The organism is Enterococcus sp. DIV0170, assembly GCF_051710765.1.
In the GTDB taxonomy this organism is placed as follows: Bacteria; Bacillota; Bacilli; order Lactobacillales; family Enterococcaceae; genus Enterococcus_A; species Enterococcus_A raffinosus.
The window spans coordinates 1,413,565-1,433,193 of the sequence record NZ_JBIOLG010000001.1 but is presented as its reverse complement, the minus strand read 5'-3'; the positions used below and the strand labels follow the sequence as shown (position 1 = coordinate 1,433,193).

Below are 19,629 nucleotides of genomic sequence, written 5' to 3'. Positions count from 1 at the left end.
TCGTTATTGTATCAAAAAAAAGCCGTAAAGGAAATTTTTCCCATACGACTTTTCACGATTATACATATATACGTCTACTTTTTACTAATTACCAGTCAAAATCTTCAAATTGACAAAAGTGATGGTGTCTAATAGGCCCTTTACCGTGGGGACCGCCAAAACCATGTGGACCATGCTCATGAGGAGGCCGAGGCCCATCAAATTCTCTTCCTCCACCAAAATAGTCTTCTGAATCCTCTTCACCTAATTGATTTTTCAATGTCTCGCTTAATTTCTCTACTAAACGTGTCCATTCAGCTTTTTCTTCTTCACTGAAATCTGCAAATAATTCTTCGCCAAAATCAGGTGCCTTTGAAATTTTTTCCGCTTCTTCTTGACCAAGCGTCGTTAATCGAATAATCATAACGCGACGATCCTCTTCCGAGGGTTCTCGTGTAATCAATTCTTTATCTTCTAATTTTTGTAATAATTCACCAACGGATTGCGGCCGCATGCCTAAAACAAAAGTTAGATCTTTTTGACTGATTTCTGGATTCATCTTTAATAATGCAAGAACTCTTCCTTGACCACGATGAACGCCAAGTCCAGGATTTTTAGCCATTTGGCGATGATAGTAACGTCTCAAATCATGTTGCAATTTCATGAATTGTTCATTCATTTGGTTTTCCATAATTGTTCTCTCCTTTTTGTTCAGGTACCTTATATTTATATAATACAGGTACCTGAACAAATAAGCAAGGCTTTTCTTAAAAATATTCTGGTACCTTAATAATTTCTTTGACTATAGATTTCTCGAATCGAAAATTTTATCCATAAAAAAACAAGTACCCGGTTATTGGGCACTTGTCCATTCATTGATTAGAAGTTATCTCCATAGACATCATCCACATTTTTGGTTGGATCAATTACGATGTATAAGCTTTTTGTTTTCTCTGAAACTTTTGTCGATTGATAAACATTGTCCAAGCCTTCATTGTCTTTGTCCTTGTATGGGAAATAGACTGAATCAGGATGTCCAGCTCGATAAATGATTTCCATTCGTTCGATGTCCTCAAACTTACGTGCTCGCTCAAACATACCTAATTCTAAACCGCCTAAATTAATATCTGTTGTTTGAACATGATCGCCTTCTTGATAAATCTCAATCTTAAAACCTGCACAAGGATGAATTTCTACAAACTCGCTGCCATGAATTCTTCCGAAACTTGTCGTAATTTGTTTGATCCACAAATCGCCAATATAACGGCGATCGATCGTCCATGTTTCACCATTACGAAAATAGAATTTTAACGCTGTCATTTCTCTTGCCATTCTGCATTCTCCTCACTAATGATCTAAAATTAAGTTTAGCATACCTTGAGTAAACGGTCACATGTTGTGCTTCTACTTCACTTTTTTAAGGAAAGCTGCTGTTTCGACAATCACTCGTTGATGCGTTGCTTCGCCAACTAGCTGCTCATCAACAAAGGCCTTGATCGAAAAAGAAACTTTATTCGTATCGATCCTTTCTGACTCTGCTTCCACCTTTACATCTGCTCCAATTGCTGTTGGTGCTATATGCTTAAGGTTAATTGTAAAACCAACACTTGTATAATTAGATGAAAGCTCTGGTGCCAATAGTCGTTTCGCACAATTCTCCATCATCGCTACTAAAGCTGGAGTTGCTAAAACCTCCAAATCGCCTGATCCCATTGATAGCGCCGTTTGTTCCTTTGTGACCTGATAGTATTCCGTTAATTTTTTCATGGCATCTCCTTTTTCAAAAATTCTTCTGCAAAATTCAACAATCGCTCTTTTTCATTCTTTAAATTTCCTTCGACTACCTCACGCTCTAATGTATTTAACGTCATACTAATCCATGGGCCCTTAGGATAATCAAAGTGGTCCATTATTTCATTTCCCTTCACCGCTAGATCCTTCAATGAATAAAGGGGCAAATATTGATAAAGTAAGCGTATTTTAGCCAAATTGGGTTCGCGATCAAAATAATAAAGCAAGTATTCAACTGAAAGAGCCAATTCTCGTCCCAATTGATACAAGGTCCAATTGTCCCACTCATATTTTAAACGAAATTGAAGTGCTGGTACCATCTGTGTCACTTCACGAATTAATTGATTCGAACATTTCCATTCTTTCATGAAATGGCGAATATCGGTAATGTTCATGTCCAGCATTGTCATTAGCAAAGTCCATGCCTGCCGTTCAGTCGGAATTGCCGGCCCTCGTAGTTCTGAGAAGTTTAATAGTGCTTCTCCATAGTTTCTTAGACCTGGACAGTAAATGTAGCATTCTGACTCCACAAAAGAACGTAAACCGGCTTCACGAAACGAACCCATCATTAATTTTACAAATTCTACATTGATACGCTCCACCGATATTTTTGCCAACAAAGAGTGGTATTCTTGAATCGCTTGAAATGTTTCAGGTTCTAAAGTAAAACCCAAATGACTAACAAAACGTAATGCACGCATCATTCGTAAAGCATCCTCATGAAAACGCTCGTAAGGATTGCCTACTGCCCGCAATATCTTATTGCGCAGATCGTCCAACCCATCAAAAAGATCAATCACAGTGCCATCAATACCAACTGCTAATGCATTGATCGTAAAGTCTCTTCGTTTTAAATCTTCCTTTAATGAACGGACGAATTCCACATGGTCTGGTCGACGATAGTCTTGATACGTGGATTCTGTTCGAAACGTTGTTACCTCATAGGTCGCTTCTTTAGTAATCACCATGACGGTCCCATGATCAATGCCGACATCAATGGTTCGATGAAAAAGCTCCTTCACTTCAGCTGGAAAGGCACTTGTTGCAATATCCACATCATGAATTGGCTTATTCAATAAGATATCTCTAACGCTTCCCCCGACATAATAGGCCTCGTATCCAGCATTCTGTAATTTACGTAAAATGGGCATTGCTCCTTGAAATTCTAAAGGAAATGCTTCTAATCTCATTTTGACTCACCTTCTGTCAATCCATCCTTACGTTCGAATCTAAAGCGATCCCGCCGATTGAACTTCTTCATATTCTGATCGAAAACTTCTGTTAGATCAATTCCTAGAGAATTCGCCATAATAATTGTGACAAATAATACATCCCCTAACTCTTCTTCAACTGTATTCGGTCTCTCAGAATCCTTTTTCGTTTTTTCTCCATAATGATGATTCACTTCGCGAGCTAGTTCACCCACTTCTTCTGTTAAACGAGCCATTTGACCCAGTGGGGAAAAATAACCTGTTTTAAATTGTTGTATATAATCATCAACTTCTTGTTGCATGATTCTCATTGTCTTTTCATTCATCAAACCACCTCAAACCTATCTTATCAAAAAACAGATTTGTTTCCTATCATGTTGTTGTAACTATCTGAAATTCATGCTATGTTGATTGAGGACTGAAATTGTGTGCCTGATGAGTACACAGCATTTCTTTAAAATCGGTTTATACATTCAAAATCAGGAGGTGTCGTATGGAAACGACTATGTCTACACGAATCAAAGAAATTCTATTTATTGTGGTGGGAACAGCCATATATGCCTTTGGTCTAGTGTATTTGAATATTGCAAATCACTTGGCAGAAGGCGGAGTCACCGGTATTACTTTGATTATTCGAGCCCTTTTTGGCATTGATCCTGCTTATACTACCTTGCTTATTAATATCCCATTGATTTTAATTGGTGGGAAAATTTTGGGAAAACGGTCGTTCTATTACACCATCTTGGGTACCGTTTGCCTTTCCGTTTTCTTATGGATTTGGCAAAGAATACCGCTTCAGATTAATTTGGACCATGATCTTTTTATTGTATCCATCTTAGCTGGGCTATTTGCCGGATTCGGTAGCGGGCTGGTTTATCGAAATGGTGGAACCACTGGCGGTGCGGATGTTATCGCACGAATTTTGGAGCAAAAAATCGGGTTTACAATGGGAAAATCTCTATTGGTTTTTGATATTATTGTTTTAATTTGTTCACTGACTTATTTAGATTTGAAACGAATGATGTATACTTTGATCGTCTCATTTGTATTTAGTAAAGTAGTAGATATGCTTTCATCTGGTGGATATGCGGCTAAAGGTGTGATGATTATCTCTAACGAAAGTAATGTAATCGCTGAGTTACTGATGGCTCATTTAGAGCGTGGTGTGACTTACTTACACGGTGAAGGTGGTTTTTCATCAGAATTGAAACGTATCGTCTACATTGTCGTATCACAGCAAGAAATCAATGAAGTGAAAAAAATCGTGCACTCTGTCGATGAGAAGGCCTTTATTTTAATTAGCAATGTTCACGACGTCGAAGGAGAGGGCTTCACCTATTTAAAACCTCAACGTCGAAGATTCACTCTGAAGCGAAGCAATTAAAAAGATACCGCAGACAGTGAGCCGACCCCCAAAAGTTAGACTAAAATCTAACTCTTGGAGGTCGGTATTTTTATGGCTAAATATAGTTTTGAATTCAAATTGAAAGTAGTTCAAGAATACTTAGATGGGAAAGGTGGTTATAGCTATTTAGCAAAGATACATTCGGTTGCGGTATCTTTTTATTCGTGTATGGTTAATTTAAGCCTGTTTAGTTCATCTGATAAGATGAGAAAAGCTTCCTTGTCGCCATCTTCTAAGGCCATATCAATTTGCTTTTTCAATAAGTCTACTTGTGCTTCCTGTTCTTGAAATTTCAAATAGTTTTCCACTTCCGTTACGATCTCTTCACTAACATTATCATTCCAAGAAAGTGCGGGATTGTCCTCAAGAACGGATAAATATTGTGCATTTTGCCATGAATTTGGAAAAATGCATTCTAGGTATAAAGGTTGTTGCCAATGCAGACGAATTTCATGAAAAATCTGATCACTATTCGAAAACTGATGTCCCTCAATTGAAAACACCATCGGTTCCTCACGTTGGGTAATGTCTCGAAAAACTAATCCACGTTTCGTTTCTAGCGCCTGCTCGACAATGTGAACATTTCGTAGAATTGCTTCATGATTAATTAAGTAATTCAAAATCCAAATCACTTCTCGACGTTGAAAACTTACATTATTGATCAACCACACGAGAAATTCACGCTTTTCACCTACATCGATCATTTTTCTCACCTCTCTACTCTTCTAATAATGATTGTACTTCTAAATCACCAGGTTCTTGTTGCAAGTAGCTCATTAAAACAACTCGTGCCTGTTCCAATTGACCATCCTCACGTAAAAAGACTCCGTAAGCCTTCAAAAAGTCCGGCTCATGAGACAGATCTTCATACGCTTGCTTATAATAGGTGCGAGCCGCATCGAAATCTTCTAGTTCGTTATAGGCCTGCGCTAAATTCCATGCAGCGTAAGGATTATCCTCCTCATCCATCTGGGAAATCATCTCGATCGCTTTATCAGGCTGGTCTTCATTTAGATAAAGGTTACTTAATGTCAACAAAGTTTCATCCGTTTTATCGCCTGTTTCAATTGCCTGAATTAACAACTCTTCAGCTTTTTTACTATCACGCAATCGATAAGCGATTTCAGAGGCTAAATGCAGTAGTTCCACTTGATAAGGATTTTCTTTGATTCCTTCCTCTGCAGCAAGCAACGCTTCTTCCAGTAATTCTTCTTCTTTCAAACTGTCAGCAAGATAGTAATAGCCACTTTGGTATTGAGGATCAAGTGTAATTAACTCCTGTAAGTAATTAATGGCTTTTTGGTGATCATGCAACTGATAGTAGGTAAACCCTAGTTGGAACAACCGATCAGAAGTATGTTCTTTTTCCAATGCCCGTTCTAAAAATGGGATCGCCTCTTCAAATCCGCCCATCATGCTATAGGCTGAACCGATTCTTTCATCAATTGAAACATTCGCGATCTCATCAATGCCCTGTTTTTGAAGCTGTCCATAGTCATTGATGGCCTCTCCTAATTGATTCGCAGAAAAATGTAACTCTGCAAGAGCAAATGTAATCAAAGGTTCTTCTGGTGCAATCGTTTTGGCTTGTAAAAGCTTGGCTTCGCTAACCTCAGGAATACCTAGAACCTGATACAAGTCGGCTGTCACTAACAGACTTTCTAGATAATTTTCACTGTCAGGTTCAATTTTTTCTAAGTACGAGAAGGCTCCATCAATATCATCATTTTCAATCGCAATTTCTGCTAAAGAAAGATAAAAAACATCTTCTTGAGGAAAATCAGTCACTAATTTTTCTAATACTTTTTTTGCTTCTTCTAAAAAACCTAACGCTTGTAATTCTTCAGCTAAACTAGCTAAAATTTCTGGATCATCTTTTTTTAATGCCTCTTCAAACATTAGATTTGCTTCTGTTAAATCTTCATTTTTTAATGCTGCAAGCATCTTTTCACTATAACTTGACATCTATTCTCCCCTGATCTCTGTTACGATTTTTTGATATACTTCAAATGTTTGAAGCAACTCTTTTTGGGTCGGGACTTTTTCCATACCGACTTCACCGATTTGAATTAATCCTGCTAAGGGCTTTTCCTGCGCTAAGGCAATGACTTGCTGCCCGTAATCAGCCAAGGAGATTCCTTCTGGCATCATAATAGGAAATCCTAATCGCACCAACCATATCATAAATTTTTTAAAATTGAAATGAAGATTGCTTGTTGTGACATTCCATGCGAACTCAAATAACAAGCCAAACATCGTCTTCATACTATTGGATAATAATGACCCATTCTCTGTTTGAAAAAAAGCTTTCTCAAATATTTTACCAAAATTACGCAGTTCCTCGCTATTGTCCTGATAGTAATAGATCAGCGTCTCGCTGAAAGCAGAAAAAGAGTGCTGAAAAAGGGCTTCCCGCGTAGGAAAATTCTTGTATAAACTTTGTAAAAAGGGATAATCACAGACTATACCACAACGAATCAAGGTCAAAAGGTCTACCATTTTCCCAGTTTTTTGTTGATCAGCCAAAGTATGATCAAACAGAATGCTTTTTGGTACCTCTTCGATTTCCATAACTGTCATCAAATTTTTATCTGAAACTATCTGATCAATAAAGGACAGACTTTGAGCAAAGGATCTAAGTGATACAGGAAAAAAGCACAGCTCTGCTGAGAGATTGGTAACATGATGAGTAAAACCCAAAAGCTCAATAACCCCTTCGTTTCCGATCCCAAGAAAGATTGTTTCCTTTTGTCGGCTAAAGCGTTCTAAAAAATGAATCAATTCTTGAAAACTTTCCATTGTATTGCAGTACCGATTGTTAGGCGTGATAAACCAGTCATGAGTACTTGTTTTAGGGATAAATTGTCGTAGTTTTTCAGCGTACAGATCATAGTATCGTTGATTTCCACAAAATAGTATTTGTTTATTTTGTAAATCTTTTTCACGCATCATTGAAGCGACGGTCTCTCCATAAATAATCTGTGTTTCCTTCTTTTTATTTTGATAGGTTATTTCCATCCCGCTCACCCCGTTTTCTTTATTTTATACTACAAAAAAACCTCCCGCAACAAAACTGCGAAAGGCTATGAGACATTTCATCTCTATTTATTACAGGAATAAAAAAGTATCTGGATTATACCTACAAAAAAATACAATTCACGTAAGAATAAAAGTACTTAGTTATTGACTTTGTGGTGTGTTTTGCTGATTTTGTGTAGTGCCACCGTCCTGATTTGAAGGCGTCTGTTGCCCATTGGATTGACTTGGCTGTACATCTTGTTGATTATCTTGAGGTGTTTGTTGCTGATTATTTTGATCCTGTTGCGGCTGTTGCTGATAGCTTTGCCCTTGTTGGGGTTGTTGCTGATAGTTTTGTCCCTGTTGTGGTTGTTGGTAAGGTTGTTGAACCCCTTGATTTGCTTTTTCTTCCACTTCTGACAGCTCTTCAAAGGTTAACAAGCCATCTCCATTTAAATCTGATGGGGAGTAGCCTTCTTTGATCACACGTTCTCCATTGGATAGAATTCTCAATACGGTTACCTGTTCGCCCCAAGGAGTTGTTAGCACCTGACCAACACTGGAAGTATCAATTGTCTTTGATTCATCTGTCGCCACTGTGGAAACAGATGTCGAATCGTTCAAACTTACTTCTCGTTTGGGAATTGCCTCTTCATCCGAAGATCCATAGAAATACAGTCCGACTAAAACAAGAATCAATAATAGCGGAACAGATACTAGCAATATAATAAAGTTGCGACGCTTTCTTTTCTTATCTTCTTGTTCCAGTAATGCATCTGCTTCTAAAAAAGCTTGTCGCCACTTAGGATCATTTTTTCTTTGTGCAAGAAACTCATACGAATGCCAAGAGTCGTTTTTCTCAACATAAAATAGACGCTCCTTTGACATCGCTTCACCCTCTTTCTTCCCTTATTTTTTCTCCCATTATTGAGTAGTATATCATTTTCTAAAAAGCCATTGAGCTACTCCAAAGAAAAAATAAAAATCTTTTCTACATTTTATCGTATGTAAAGCCTTTCGTAAAACAAAAAATAAGTTACAAACAGAATGAAATAACGACATCAAAAAGAAATAAGTATCAATTAATTTTGTTCTCACTTCAGACAAAAAACCGCTGTGACTGTTAAAGTCACAACGGTTTTAGCAGCAAAAATTATTTAACTGCGTCTTTTAGCGCTTTACCTGGTTTGAACGCAGGTACTTTGCTTGCTGGAATTTCGATTTCTTCACCAGTTTGTGGGTTACGTCCTTTACGGGCCGCACGTTCACGTACTTCAAAGTTACCGAAGCCGATCAACTGAACTTTTTCACCTTCAGCTAATGCGTCTTGGATAGTTGAAAATACAGCATCGACAGCAGCTGTAGCGTCTTTCTTGGTTAAGTCAGTAGCTGCTGCAACTTTTTCGATCAATTCTGCTTTGTTTGCCATGAATGAATTCACCTCCTGAGAAATGAGTAGTGATGTCTAAACATCAACTGATAACTGAGTGGTCCAGCCATCAGCAAAGAAATATTGATTTGGTCAATATTCTGTTATAACGATAGCATAAGAACCTTATGTTAGCAAGGTTTTTAACGATTAATGGCACAAAATTCATGGTTGTTTTATCATTCAGAGAAATCTGTTGTCACCAAAATAAAAGTATGATAAAATACCTTATTTTCTTCTCCGAGCGATTATTTTTATCGGTGTTCCTTCAAACTCAAATGCCTTTCGAATTTGATTTTCTAAAAACCGTGCATAAGAAAAATGCATAAGTTCTTCTTCATTTACAAAAACCACAAATGTCGGAGGCTTTACCGCTACTTGAGTCGCATAAAAAATCTTTAATCGCTTGCCTTTATCTGTCGGTGTTGGATTAATTGCAACAGCGTCCATAATGATGTCGTTCAATACAGAAGATGGAATACGCAAGTTCTGATTCATGCTGACCTCTTCTATCATCGTTGGAATTCTATTCAAACGTTGCTTGGTCATTGCTGAGACAAAAACAATTGGTGCATAATCCAGATAAGCAAACTCATCACGAATTTCTTCCTCGAATTTTTTCATGGTATTGGTATCTTTTTTGACCAGATCCCATTTATTGACCACGATAATCACACCTCGACCCGCCTCATGGGCATAACCGGCGATTCGCTTATCTTGTTCACGAATCCCTTCTTCCCCATTTAAAACGACAAGAACAACATCCGAGCGGTCAATCGCGCGCATCGCACGCATAACAGAATACTTTTCTGTATTTTCATAAACTTTGCCGCGTTTCCGCATTCCAGCTGTATCAATCATTGTAAATTCTTGACCGTTTTCGCCAACAAATTTTGTATCAATTGCATCCCTTGTTGTTCCTTCAATATCTGAAACGATTACTCGGTCTTCGCCTAAAATAGCATTGATTAGTGAAGATTTTCCAACATTCGGACGACCAATTAAACTAAATTTGATAGATTGATCTTCATCATCTTCATTTTCTGCTGGGAAATGTTTGACTGCTTCATCTAGTACATCTCCTAAACCAAGCCCATGGCTTCCAGAAACAGGATACGGTTCTCCTAATCCCAATGAATAGAATTCGTAAATGTCGTTACGCATTTCAGGATTATCTACTTTATTCACCATTAAGATGATTGGTTTTTTACTACGATACAAAATTTTTGCTACTGCTTCATCCGCATCAGTGACGCCTTCTTTTCCACTTGCCACAAGTAAAATCACATCTGCTTCATCAATCGCAATTTGAGCCTGTTGTTTAATTTGTTCCATAAAAGGTTCATCACCAATATCGATTCCACCGGTATCAATGATTGAGAATTCATGATCCAGCCATTCACCTTTTGCATAGATTCGATCACGTGTTACGCCAGGCGTATCCTCCACGATTGAAATGCGTTCCCCAGCGATTCGATTAAATAATGTTGATTTACCGACGTTCGGACGGCCAACGATGGCAATTGTAGGATTTGACATAATTTAATTCCTCGTTCCTAATTACTGTATTAAATTTTTTAAAAAATGAGCCTAATGCTCATAGTATCTACTTTTGTGATAAGTATGTCCTGTTCCAATCCATAGCAGCAACTGAGTTTACTAGGACAAAAACATACTATAAAACTTAGAGCATACTCAAATTGCTAGAATAAATTTCCACAAAATCTATTATCGATTCAACTACATTCTCTTCTACTAATGAACTACTTAGTAGAGCTAGCAACGGCGTTCTTTTTTTCAAATTCTCTTTAGTTTAACCAAGAAAGCTCCTTCTTGCAAGAGAAGGAATCATTTTCACTGATGAATTAATAAGAAAATTAAGTTGTTTCCGTTTGAAGAATTTTCAGCTTTTATACGCATTCAATGATTTCTGCATAAAAAAGAAGCGTGCTTAAACACGCCTCAAAATAGCTAATATTTATTCGTTGTCCTCTGAGTCTTCATTTAAAGCGTCGCCTAAGATGTCTCCCATTGTGAAGCCAGTATTTTCCTCAGGCAACTCATAAGATTCTTCTTCTACAGGTTCTGCTTTAGCCTCTTCAGGCTTTTCTTCCAATGCTTTAATTGAAAGTGCTACACGATGCTCTTCAGGATGTACTTCAAGAACTTTTACTTGTACTTGATCCCCTTCATGTAAGACTTCGTGCGGTGTCGCAATATGCTTGTGAGAAATTTGAGAAATATGAACAAGTCCCTCTACACCAGGGAAAATTTCAACAAAAGCACCGAAGCTGGTTAAGCGTTTCACTGTTCCTTCAAGGATTGAACCAGGTGCTGCTTTTTCTTCGATATCTGTCCAAGGACCAGGCAGATTCGCTTTAATTGATAAAGAGATACGTTCTTTCTCTGGATCTACAGAAAGCACTTGAACTTCAACTTCATCGCCTACATTCAAGACATCCGCTGGTTTTGCCACATGGCTGTGAGAAATTTCTGATACGTGAACCAATCCATCAATACCGCCAAGATCAATAAATGCTCCGAAATCTGTAAGACGAGCAACTTGACCCTTAATGACTTGACCTTCATATAGATCTGCTAAAATTTCCTTTTTCTTCTCTGCTTTTTCAGCTTCCACTACTGCTTTATGAGATAGAATCAAACGATTCTCAGAAGGCTCGATTTCAATAATTTTGAATTTCAATGTTTTTCCAGTATACGCTGAAAAATCATCCACAAAGTGATCGTCAATCATTGATGCTGGTACAAAACCACGTACACCTACATCAACTACTAAACCACCTTTGACGCTGCTAGTTACCGGTGCTTCGATAATTTTTCCATCTTGGAATTCTTTTTCGATATCTTCCCAAACCTTTTTCGCATCTAAGCGTCGTTTAGAAAGAAGATAACTACCATTTTCTTTGTCTTTTCCGATAGAAGAGATAACGACTAAATCAAGAATATCGCCAACCTTGACTTCTTCATTGATATCTTCAACAGGTAATGTTGAAAGTTCTTTAGCAGGAACTACACCTTCTACCCCTGCACCTTCAATACCAACGATAACTTGTTTATCTTCTAAGGCGAGCACCTCACCTTTAACAATATCGCCAACTTGAACTTCATGCACACTTTCCATTGCTGCTTCCATGGAAACATTTTCGTTTTCCATCGAATTTTGTTCTAATTCTGTCATGTCGTTTGTCCTCCTTACCAACAATTCTGCGTAAAATACACTACATGTTCTATTTTAGAATAATCCACATGAAAAATAAAGCGATTTCTTCTTTTTTTCTAAAAATTTGAAAGAATTTCGCTTTATTTATCGATTTTATCCAAAATTTAGAAACCTTTTGAGTAAATGACCTCTTTAATCTTCGTTACTACCTGTTCGATCGACATTCCAGTTGTATCGACCAATTCAGCATCTGCTGCTTGAACTAATGGCGAGACTTCTCTATGAGAATCTAAATAATCGCGTTTTGCGATGGCTTCTTTGATTGCCTCAAAGTCCATTTTTATACCCTTTTCCTGATTCTCTTTGTAGCGACGCTGCGCGCGTTCTTCAACACTTGCCACTAAAAAAATCTTTACCTCCGCTTTAGGTAAGACGGTCGTTCCAATATCGCGACCGTCCATTACGACGCCGCCTTTTTGTGCTAATTGACGTTGCGCCTCAACTAACTCTTCTCGAACTTTGCCATGAGCAGATACTTCTGATACCGCAGCAGTAACATCGGGCTGACGAATTGCTTGAGTAATCTCTTCATCATCTGCAAAAACCAATTGTCCATGATTAGATTGTTTAAAAGTAATAGGGTACTGCCTTGTCAAATCAGCTAAAGCAGATTCATCTGAAAAAGCTATTTGATGTTTAATTGCTAAATAAGTAATCGCTCGATACATGGCACCTGTATCTACATATATAAATTTAAAATCATTCGCTAAAATTTTTGCTACTGTACTTTTTCCAGAGGATGCTGGACCGTCAATTGCAATTGAAATATTTTCCATGTTTTGCCTCTTTTCAATAAATAAGCCGTAATCGCTAACGATTACGGCAAGATATTCAAATTATTTAATACGTACCTGTTGACCTGGATCAAAATAGAAGTTGCTTCTGTCCATTCCATTCAACCGAAGAAATTCATCAACAGAAAGACCATATCTTCCAGCAATTTGTTGAGGGCCTTCGCCTGATTGGACTGTACCATATTGGGCATTCGGATCATCAGCTACACTTGAAGATGGCGTTGTTTGTTGTGCCGCTTGAGCTGCTGATTGAGATGCTGCCGCCTCTGCTGCTGCCTGAGATTGAGAAGCTGCGGCTTGTGCTGCTTGTTGTTCTGCATCGGCTTGTTGTTGAGATTCTTGTGCAGCCTGTGTATCTGTTGAAGCTGTACTTTCTTCAGTACTGCTTTCTTCGGTGCTAGACTTTTCTGTCGAAGATACTTTAGACACCTGCGTTGTACTCTCAGGAGAGGCCGCTGGCTTGTCATTATCACGAGTAATCCAGAAAAAGGCACCGGCTGGAATCAAAATAAGGGCTAACAATAATGCGACTAGAATCGTTAAGAATTTCGTATTTCCGCCACCTTTATTACCACCACCACTACGACGAGACTGGCTGCGTGAATAAGTTTCTTCTTCACTATCAGATTCGTAAATATGTTGATCCCACGGTTCATTATTCGTATCGTTATAGCGATCTTTTCTACTCAATTTCTCTAACCTCCTAAATGCTATCGCCATGTATTATACCATAGCTCAAAAAAAATATGCGTCAATTTTCAATCTTTCATATCATTTTTAAAAATTTTTTGAAATATTTTTTTCCATGGTAACACTGTCGCAATATTTTCCACTTCACTCTTTTTAGTAGATAAAGTAGCTCCGTCATTATCACAACAAATGGGATTTTTTTCATGGAGCGTTTCGTCAAAATAGGAAACTAAAAACTCACGGCGACAAGTGGATAATGAAATGTACTCCAGCATTTTTTGTAATTGGAGTCGTTTTGTCATTCCACGTTGACTCAATAGAGCCAATAATTCGTCACTCTCTTCAGGAAAAAAGTGTTCCCATTTTTTTATTAATGGGTCTTCAAAAACAAGATCACTCATTGTTTGTTTGATTTCAAAAAGCTTTTTTGATTGATTGGTTTGTTCCTGTAAAAAATGATGAATATGTTCGTCTCCTGCTTCATAAAGGAGTATCGCCTGACTCGCTTGTCCATCTCTACCAGCACGTCCAACCTCCTGTAAATAATTTTCAGGTGAATCTGGTAGATCATAATGGATAACATATCGAATATTATCCTTGTTAATCCCCATGCCAAATGCATTGGTTGCAATGAGCAATCGCAAATCACCGGCGATAAACTGTTGTTGAAGCATCCGCCTTTCTTGCCCGCTAAGACCACCGTGATAATGGGCGACCGAGTGGTTTGACTTAAGTAATTGGTATAGCTCTTCTACCTTTTTTCTAGTCGCGCAGTAAACGATTCCCGCACCACGCAAAGATTCAACCAATTCTTGTAACTTTTTTAATTTATCTTCCTGATAGACAAAAAAACTTATATTGGGACGATCTACAGAATAAATGTATTCTTCTGCTGCTTTACGAGTGAAGAGCAAACGCTGAATATCTTGTCGCACAGCTTTCGTAGCAGTTGCAGTTAACGCTAAAACCAGGGAAGCCTCTACGAATTTTATTCCATCAGCAAGCTTTAAATATTCTGGTCGAAAATCAATTCCCCATTGTGAAATACAATGGGCTTCATCAACAACTACTAAGGAAATTTTTATTTCCTGCAACTTCTTTTGAACGTTAGGGGTCAAAAACATCTCTGGACTCATAAAAATAAACTTATAATTATGCGCTTCGCTCAAAACCCATTGCTTTTCCCATCCAGACAGTAAACTGTTCAGCGCGACTGCTCTTTTTTCTCCTATACGTTGGAGTTGCGTTACTTGATCCTCCATTAGAGAGATCAAAGGAGAAATCACAATTACTGTACCTTCTAACAAATACCCTGGTAATTGGTAACACAAAGATTTTCCTGTTCCTGTAGGCAGCATGCCCAATACAGACTTTCCAGCTAAAAGAGTCTGAATAATTTCCTTTTGTCCGGGACGAAATTGCTCGTAATTAAACTTTGCCTTTAAAACTTCTGTTAACTCCATTATTTCTCCCTCATACGATAAATTTGTGATAAACGGAACGTTAAATATGAACTATCGTATTCTTGAAACCGTGCATTGACGATTTGATTCTTATCTAGCTCATTGAAATTGATGAGCTCAAAACTTTTAAAAGGAAAATTTTCATCTATTAATGCCCATTCAATAAAATGATCATTGACAGTCCCTTGTTTTAAATGACGTAATTTTAGTATTTCATCTATTGATTTTCCCGCCAAAAAAAATTGCTTTGTAATTAGCATGCTTTGATTCAGATTTTGTTGATCCAAATTAGAGAGTAACCTAAATATTTCCCCACTATTATCCTGCATGACTTGCGCCAGAAAAAGATCAATTGCATTTTGCTGGTAGAGACTGCTCCATGGTTCTTCCAGCCATTTTTCTGGCAGTAACTGATACGCTGTTTTCCCTTGAAACTCTACGCCAGAAAATTGATTCGCCAAAAAATCTGCTTCATTTACTGGTAATTTTTGAAAAATCAGCTCCAATTCCTGTTTAAATTTTACAATCACATCTGCTTTAGAATAAGCCAACCATTTTTTTATTTGCTGTATATAGTATGGACGGTTTTCAATTGGGAGATAATTTTTTTCATTAAAAGATAAATGACTGATTACTTGTACTGAGAAAAGAATCATGTGCCACATATTCTCCCTCATACGACCATAGCGCAGGTTATTCAGCCCATAAAAGGGATAGGATTCTTTTCCTAATACTCTCTGCCCCTCAACGGTTAGTTCTCCGAAACCATCATTTACTAAAATCAATTGTTTTTCAATCAGCCGCTGCAGTTCTTTTTGAAAAACTTCTTCTTTTAGATTCGGCAATGCTCCTAAATAAGGCAAATTTTCGTGAAAAAAACCATGAAGTAATACAGAACTGGTTCTTTTACCCACCAATAAATGATATAAGGTAGAGGTTCTTAACTTGTAGCCTGCCTTAAATAACGTTAAAATAAAAAAAGTCATAATATAATCTCCTGTGGAAGGTGAAGTAATGAAATGTGAAATCATTCCTGAGCGCTGCATCGCCTGTGGGTTATGCCAAACAATCGCGCCAGAAATCTTTGATTATACTGATGATGGTCTTGTCCTTTTTATCGGAGAGCCAGAAGCAACTCACGAATTTATACCTGAAGATCAGCAAGCAGCTGTCATTCAATCTGCTAAACGCTGTCCTTCCCATGCCATCCTTTATCAAAAATCATAATAACATAGATAGACAAAAAAAATCTCAGACATTTCATCTGAGATTTTTTTGCATCTTTCTATACGGAATGATGTTGTGAGGTTAATGTTTTCTTCGATAACCATGGCAACAATTTTGCATGGAGTACTAAGAAAACAGCGCTCACGATAATTCCTTTAAGCACGTTAAAGGGGACGATTCCCACTAAAATATATCGGCCTAACCCCATCCCCAGCATTTGTCCTGCCGAAAGTCCAAATGCTTTTAAATAAAGTGGCGTAATAACAAAATAGTTGGCAACACTCATAAAAAGAGTCATCGCTAAAATTCCTAGGCCAAGCCCTAATACTCGTTTTGACGTTGTTTTTTTTCTGAACATTAAGAAAATTGGCAAAGTATACAGCGTTGAGGCAAAGAAGCTAGCAAAGTCTCCGATCATATTATCAACAGAAAAACCAGTCATGGTCAAATGTAATAATGATCGAATAAACGCAGTTACAATCCCAGTTAATGGTCCAAAGATAAACATATTAATCAAAACTGGAATATCACTAAAATCCAGTTTTAGAAATGGAAACATTGGAACAATTGGAAATGCGATGAACTGCAAAATCAACCCCATTGCCGCTGCTACTGCTACTGCTGTCATTTTTTGTAACCTTAAGTTCTTCATCTGAAATCCTCCGTTTCGGAATCATCTTCAACGAACCATTTGAGTGTTCTTTACCACAAAAAAAACTCTATGCTTCAGAAAAAGCATAGAGTTACTTGAATTTAGACTCACCCAAATAAGCTCTATCTTCTTTATCCAGACTGTACTGTCGGTATCGGAATCACACCGATTCGGCTGCTTTCGCAGTTCGCGGACTATTACCGCCGGTCGGGATTTTCACCCTGCCCCTGAAGACGAACCTTAAATTATTTTTTATTGTAAATTCACTATAACAATTTTACTATCAAAAAACAAGTAAATGATTTTGACTATTTCGATTGATTTAATAGTGTGTTGATTTCTTTCGTATTTAAACGTCGATATTCGCCTGGACGTAGTCCCTGCAAAGTTAAGTCCCCATAGCGTTCACGTTTTAATTTTTGAACTGGCAGCCCAACAGCAGCAAGCATATTTTTCACTTGATGATTACGACCTTCATGAATCGTTAATTCAATAATACTTGTCTCCGCTTTTTTATCCGTTGAAAGAATTTCAAATCGAGCTGGTGCTGTCTTCTTACCTTCGATACGAATCCCTTTTGTTAAAGGAAGCAAGTTTCTTTTTTCGGCATATCCTTTCACTTTAGCAACATAAACTTTATCAATTTGATGCTTCGGATGGGCCAATTTCTGGGAAAAATCACCATCATTAGTTAAAAGTAAAATTCCAGAGGTATCATAGTCTAAACGTCCTACAGGATAAATTCTTTCAGGTACAGATGAAAAATAATCTGTCACTACCTTACGATTCTTATCATCTGTGACAGCGGATATCACACCACGTGGCTTGTAAAATAAATAATACACGGGCTCTTCTTGATAAATTGGAACGCCGTCTACTTCAACGATGTCCTTCTTACCAACTTTTGTTCCTAATTCCTTGATAACCTCGCCATTTACTTTCACTCGGCCATCAGTAATATACGCCTCCGCCTTACGACGAGAGGCAATTCCTGCATGGGCAATAACTTTTTGTAATCTCTCCATTATCATTCATCCTCTTCTTTGAAGCGGTCATAAAACAAATCTAAAGGTTCATTTTCATCCGCTAAATCTTCTTCCATCTTTTGAACATCTGGTAACTCTTCAATATCTTTCAAGCCAAAATAGTCCATGAAATACGCACTGGTCCCATATAGTATTGCCCGACCAGGACCATCAACACGTCCCTTTTCTTCAATTAATTGCCGTGCAACTAGTGTTTGAACTGCCCCGCTTGATTGGACTCCACGTAGTTCATCAATTTCCGATCGTGTAACAGGTTGCTTGTAAGCAATAATCGATAATGTTTCCAAGGCTGCCTGGCTTAGTCGATTGGCCATTGGAGAGCGCGCAAATTCTTTTAACAAAGGCGCAAACTCTTTTTTAGTGCTTAAAACAAAATGGTTCCCAACTTCTAAAAGAGTGAGTGCGGAAGTTTTGCTACTCTCATAAGATTCCTTCAGATCGATAATATTTTGATAGATTTCAGGCATTGGGCGTTTCAAAGTGAAAGCCAACTCTTCCAGACTTATCCCTTCTTCCCCTACTACGAAAAGCATCGCTTCGATTTGACTCAATTGATTCATGCTGCTACTCCTTTAAAGACCAAAATTGGTGCATAAGTTTCTTCTTGAGTTGCTAAGGCTTGGCCCTTTTTCATTAATTCCAATAAGGCCATAAAAGTAGTAATCATCTCATCTTTAGTAAATTGCACAAAAAAAGACTCTAAGGGCAAGCCTTCAGACTCAGATAATTTTGCCAACCTTAGTCCTATTTCATTCACCTTTTGATCAACAGTAATTGTTTCTGTAGACACTGTTGTTTCGATGGGCTGATTTCTCTTCTTACGTTGCAAAACGTCATGCAAAGCTAAAAAGAGGTCAATTGTGTTCAACTGATTCTTTGGTAAAGGCAGAAGTTCCTCTTCATATTCAGAGAGATCCATTGGTGCCTTCGTATAAAATTGACTTCTTTCTTGTTCTTTTTCAGATAATACAAAAGCAGCATATTTATATTTACGGTATTCTAAAAGTTGTTGAACCAAAGCTTCTCGAGGATCTTCGCCTTCCTCATCATCGTAATCAAACGCCAACTCGGGTTTTGGAAGCAGCATTTGACTTTTAATTGACATCAGTGTTGCTGCCATAACCAAATATTCACCAGCAACCTCTAACTCCAGAGTTTTCATTGCATGAATAAAATTCATGTATTGTTCCGTCACTTCCGCAATTGGAATATCGTATACATCAATTTCTAACTGTTGGATTAAATGTAATAACAAATCTAACGGTCCTTCAAAGACGTCTAATTTTAAACTAATCGTTTCCATATTATCCTCGCTTATGCTCTTGCCACTTTGCTAAAAATTCAGAAGTGGCTGGTGTTCCAATAATTCTTTGATCTGGATACATCGCTTGCAGTTCATCCATCATGAGAATTCCCACTCCCTCACCACGATAAGAAGGATTTAGGCTGATATCATGGAGAACAATTTCTTCATCCTCCAATTGACTTACACCAATTACTCCTTGAACATTGTCAGAGTTTTCATCGTAATAACAATAGAGCTGGTAACGATCGTCACCTTCGTATGTATCGATTTCTTTTAGTAAATGTTGTTGATCTTTTAAACTCTCATGAAAACTTAAAAGTCCCATTGCAATCTTGCGTTGATTTTTTCGGTATTGAGTAAGCATTCTTTCTCCTCCT

At 37.7% G+C, this 19,629-nt stretch carries 23 protein-coding genes, 1 pseudogene and 1 riboswitch; of the genes and pseudogenes, 3 read left to right on the top strand and 21 right to left on the bottom strand.

Going from position 1 to position 19,629, the window contains the following annotated elements:
* Positions 1-88: 88 nt before the first annotated feature.
* The 5 genes from IGI50_RS06930 to IGI50_RS06910 all read right to left on the bottom strand — a co-directional run bounded on the left by IGI50_RS06930 (position 89) and on the right by IGI50_RS06910 (position 3,307).
* Positions 89-670 (bottom strand): MarR family winged helix-turn-helix transcriptional regulator, encoded by a 582-nt coding sequence (locus tag IGI50_RS06930; RefSeq protein WP_010744634.1) that lies wholly within the window; start codon positions 668-670, stop codon positions 89-91.
* A gap of 188 nt (positions 671-858) precedes the next feature.
* On the bottom strand, positions 859-1,311 hold the full coding sequence (locus IGI50_RS06925) for a hypothetical protein (protein WP_010744633.1): 453 nt from the start codon (positions 1,309-1,311) through the stop codon (positions 859-861).
* A gap of 72 nt (positions 1,312-1,383) precedes the next feature.
* A complete protein-coding gene (locus tag IGI50_RS06920; RefSeq protein ID WP_438776590.1) occupies positions 1,384-1,746 on the bottom strand; it encodes a thioesterase family protein in 363 nt (120 codons plus the stop codon).
* Positions 1,743-2,960 carry a CCA tRNA nucleotidyltransferase gene (locus IGI50_RS06915; RefSeq protein ID WP_010744631.1) on the bottom strand — a complete coding sequence of 406 codons (1,218 nt, stop codon included), beginning with the start codon at positions 2,958-2,960 and terminating at the stop codon, positions 1,743-1,745. The genes IGI50_RS06920 and IGI50_RS06915 overlap by 4 nt, the downstream gene beginning before the upstream one ends.
* Positions 2,957-3,307 (bottom strand): nucleotide pyrophosphohydrolase, encoded by a 351-nt coding sequence (locus IGI50_RS06910; RefSeq protein ID WP_218257177.1) that lies wholly within the window; start codon positions 3,305-3,307, stop codon positions 2,957-2,959. Before IGI50_RS06910 ends, IGI50_RS06915 begins: the two co-directional genes overlap by 4 nt.
* A 167-nt stretch (positions 3,308-3,474) precedes the next feature.
* On the opposite strand from IGI50_RS06910, the gene IGI50_RS06905 reads away from it, so the two are divergent.
* Both IGI50_RS06905 and IGI50_RS06900 read left to right on the top strand, forming a co-directional pair.
* On the top strand, positions 3,475-4,365 hold the full coding sequence (locus IGI50_RS06905) for a YitT family protein (RefSeq protein ID WP_010744629.1): 891 nt from the start codon (positions 3,475-3,477) through the stop codon (positions 4,363-4,365).
* Between the two features lie 72 nt (positions 4,366-4,437).
* A pseudogene (locus tag IGI50_RS06900) lies at positions 4,438-4,533 on the top strand (IS3 family transposase); the annotation flags it as partial.
* 11 nt (positions 4,534-4,544) lie between these two features.
* Here IGI50_RS06900 and IGI50_RS06895 read toward each other — a convergent pair.
* The 11 genes from IGI50_RS06895 to IGI50_RS06845 all read right to left on the bottom strand — a co-directional run bounded on the left by IGI50_RS06895 (position 4,545) and on the right by IGI50_RS06845 (position 16,007).
* Entirely contained in the window at positions 4,545-5,090 is a 546-nt protein-coding gene (locus IGI50_RS06895) for a YpiB family protein (protein WP_010744627.1), read from the bottom strand.
* Between the two features lie 13 nt (positions 5,091-5,103).
* A complete protein-coding gene (locus tag IGI50_RS06890; RefSeq protein WP_438776589.1) occupies positions 5,104-6,351 on the bottom strand; it encodes a tetratricopeptide repeat protein in 1,248 nt (415 codons plus the stop codon).
* A complete protein-coding gene (locus IGI50_RS06885) occupies positions 6,352-7,404 on the bottom strand; it encodes a hypothetical protein (protein WP_438776588.1) in 1,053 nt (350 codons plus the stop codon).
* Positions 7,405-7,566: 162 nt separating this feature from the next.
* Positions 7,567-8,292: a hypothetical protein gene (locus IGI50_RS06880; protein WP_438776587.1), complete on the bottom strand. Its 726-nt coding sequence runs from the start codon at positions 8,290-8,292 to the stop codon at positions 7,567-7,569.
* A gap of 265 nt (positions 8,293-8,557) precedes the next feature.
* Positions 8,558-8,833: an HU family DNA-binding protein gene (locus IGI50_RS06875; RefSeq protein ID WP_010744623.1), complete on the bottom strand. Its 276-nt coding sequence runs from the start codon at positions 8,831-8,833 to the stop codon at positions 8,558-8,560.
* 228 nt (positions 8,834-9,061) lie between these two features.
* Positions 9,062-10,372 carry a ribosome biogenesis GTPase Der gene (gene der / locus IGI50_RS06870; protein ID WP_010744622.1) on the bottom strand — a complete coding sequence of 437 codons (1,311 nt, stop codon included), beginning with the start codon at positions 10,370-10,372 and terminating at the stop codon, positions 9,062-9,064.
* Positions 10,373-10,811: 439 nt separating this feature from the next.
* Entirely contained in the window at positions 10,812-12,032 is a 1,221-nt protein-coding gene (gene rpsA, locus IGI50_RS06865; RefSeq protein ID WP_010744621.1) for a 30S ribosomal protein S1, read from the bottom strand.
* A 146-nt stretch (positions 12,033-12,178) separates the two neighbouring features.
* Complete coding sequence (gene cmk, locus IGI50_RS06860; protein WP_218257174.1) at positions 12,179-12,850, bottom strand: (d)CMP kinase; 672 nt, start codon at positions 12,848-12,850, stop codon at positions 12,179-12,181.
* Between the two features lie 60 nt (positions 12,851-12,910).
* Positions 12,911-13,558, bottom strand: a complete 648-nt coding sequence (locus tag IGI50_RS06855; RefSeq protein WP_010744619.1) for a LysM peptidoglycan-binding domain-containing protein — start codon at positions 13,556-13,558, stop codon at positions 12,911-12,913.
* Positions 13,559-13,626: 68 nt separating this feature from the next.
* A complete protein-coding gene (locus IGI50_RS06850) occupies positions 13,627-15,021 on the bottom strand; it encodes a RecQ family ATP-dependent DNA helicase (RefSeq protein ID WP_438776585.1) in 1,395 nt (464 codons plus the stop codon).
* Entirely contained in the window at positions 15,021-16,007 is a 987-nt protein-coding gene (locus IGI50_RS06845) for a helix-turn-helix domain-containing protein (RefSeq protein ID WP_438776584.1), read from the bottom strand. The genes IGI50_RS06850 and IGI50_RS06845 overlap by 1 nt, the downstream gene beginning before the upstream one ends.
* Before the next feature lie 28 nt (positions 16,008-16,035).
* Here IGI50_RS06845 and IGI50_RS06840 point away from each other — a divergent pair, with 28 nt between their 5' ends.
* A complete protein-coding gene (locus tag IGI50_RS06840; RefSeq protein WP_010744616.1) occupies positions 16,036-16,248 on the top strand; it encodes a ferredoxin in 213 nt (70 codons plus the stop codon).
* A 58-nt stretch (positions 16,249-16,306) separates the two neighbouring features.
* Here the strand turns inward: IGI50_RS06840 and IGI50_RS06835 are convergent, their stop codons facing one another.
* The 5 genes from IGI50_RS06835 to IGI50_RS06815 form a co-directional block, all read right to left on the bottom strand.
* The gene (locus IGI50_RS06835) at positions 16,307-16,900 is read right to left on the bottom strand and encodes an ECF transporter S component (protein WP_010744615.1); all 594 of its coding nucleotides are present in this window, start codon (positions 16,898-16,900) and stop codon (positions 16,307-16,309) included.
* 120 nt (positions 16,901-17,020) lie between these two features.
* A riboswitch (FMN riboswitch) is annotated at positions 17,021-17,139 on the bottom strand.
* Positions 17,140-17,208: 69 nt separating this feature from the next.
* Positions 17,209-17,925, bottom strand: a complete 717-nt coding sequence (locus IGI50_RS06830; RefSeq protein ID WP_010744614.1) for a pseudouridine synthase — start codon at positions 17,923-17,925, stop codon at positions 17,209-17,211.
* A gap of 2 nt (positions 17,926-17,927) precedes the next feature.
* Positions 17,928-18,506, bottom strand: coding sequence for an SMC-Scp complex subunit ScpB (gene scpB, locus IGI50_RS06825; RefSeq protein ID WP_218257169.1), 579 nt, complete (start codon positions 18,504-18,506; stop codon positions 17,928-17,930).
* Positions 18,503-19,249, bottom strand: a complete 747-nt coding sequence (locus IGI50_RS06820) for a segregation/condensation protein A (protein ID WP_438776583.1) — start codon at positions 19,247-19,249, stop codon at positions 18,503-18,505. Before IGI50_RS06820 ends, scpB begins: the two co-directional genes overlap by 4 nt.
* 1 nt (position 19,250) lies before the next feature.
* Positions 19,251-19,616 (bottom strand): GNAT family N-acetyltransferase, encoded by a 366-nt coding sequence (locus tag IGI50_RS06815; RefSeq protein ID WP_010744611.1) that lies wholly within the window; start codon positions 19,614-19,616, stop codon positions 19,251-19,253.
* Positions 19,617-19,629 lie beyond the last annotated feature (13 nt).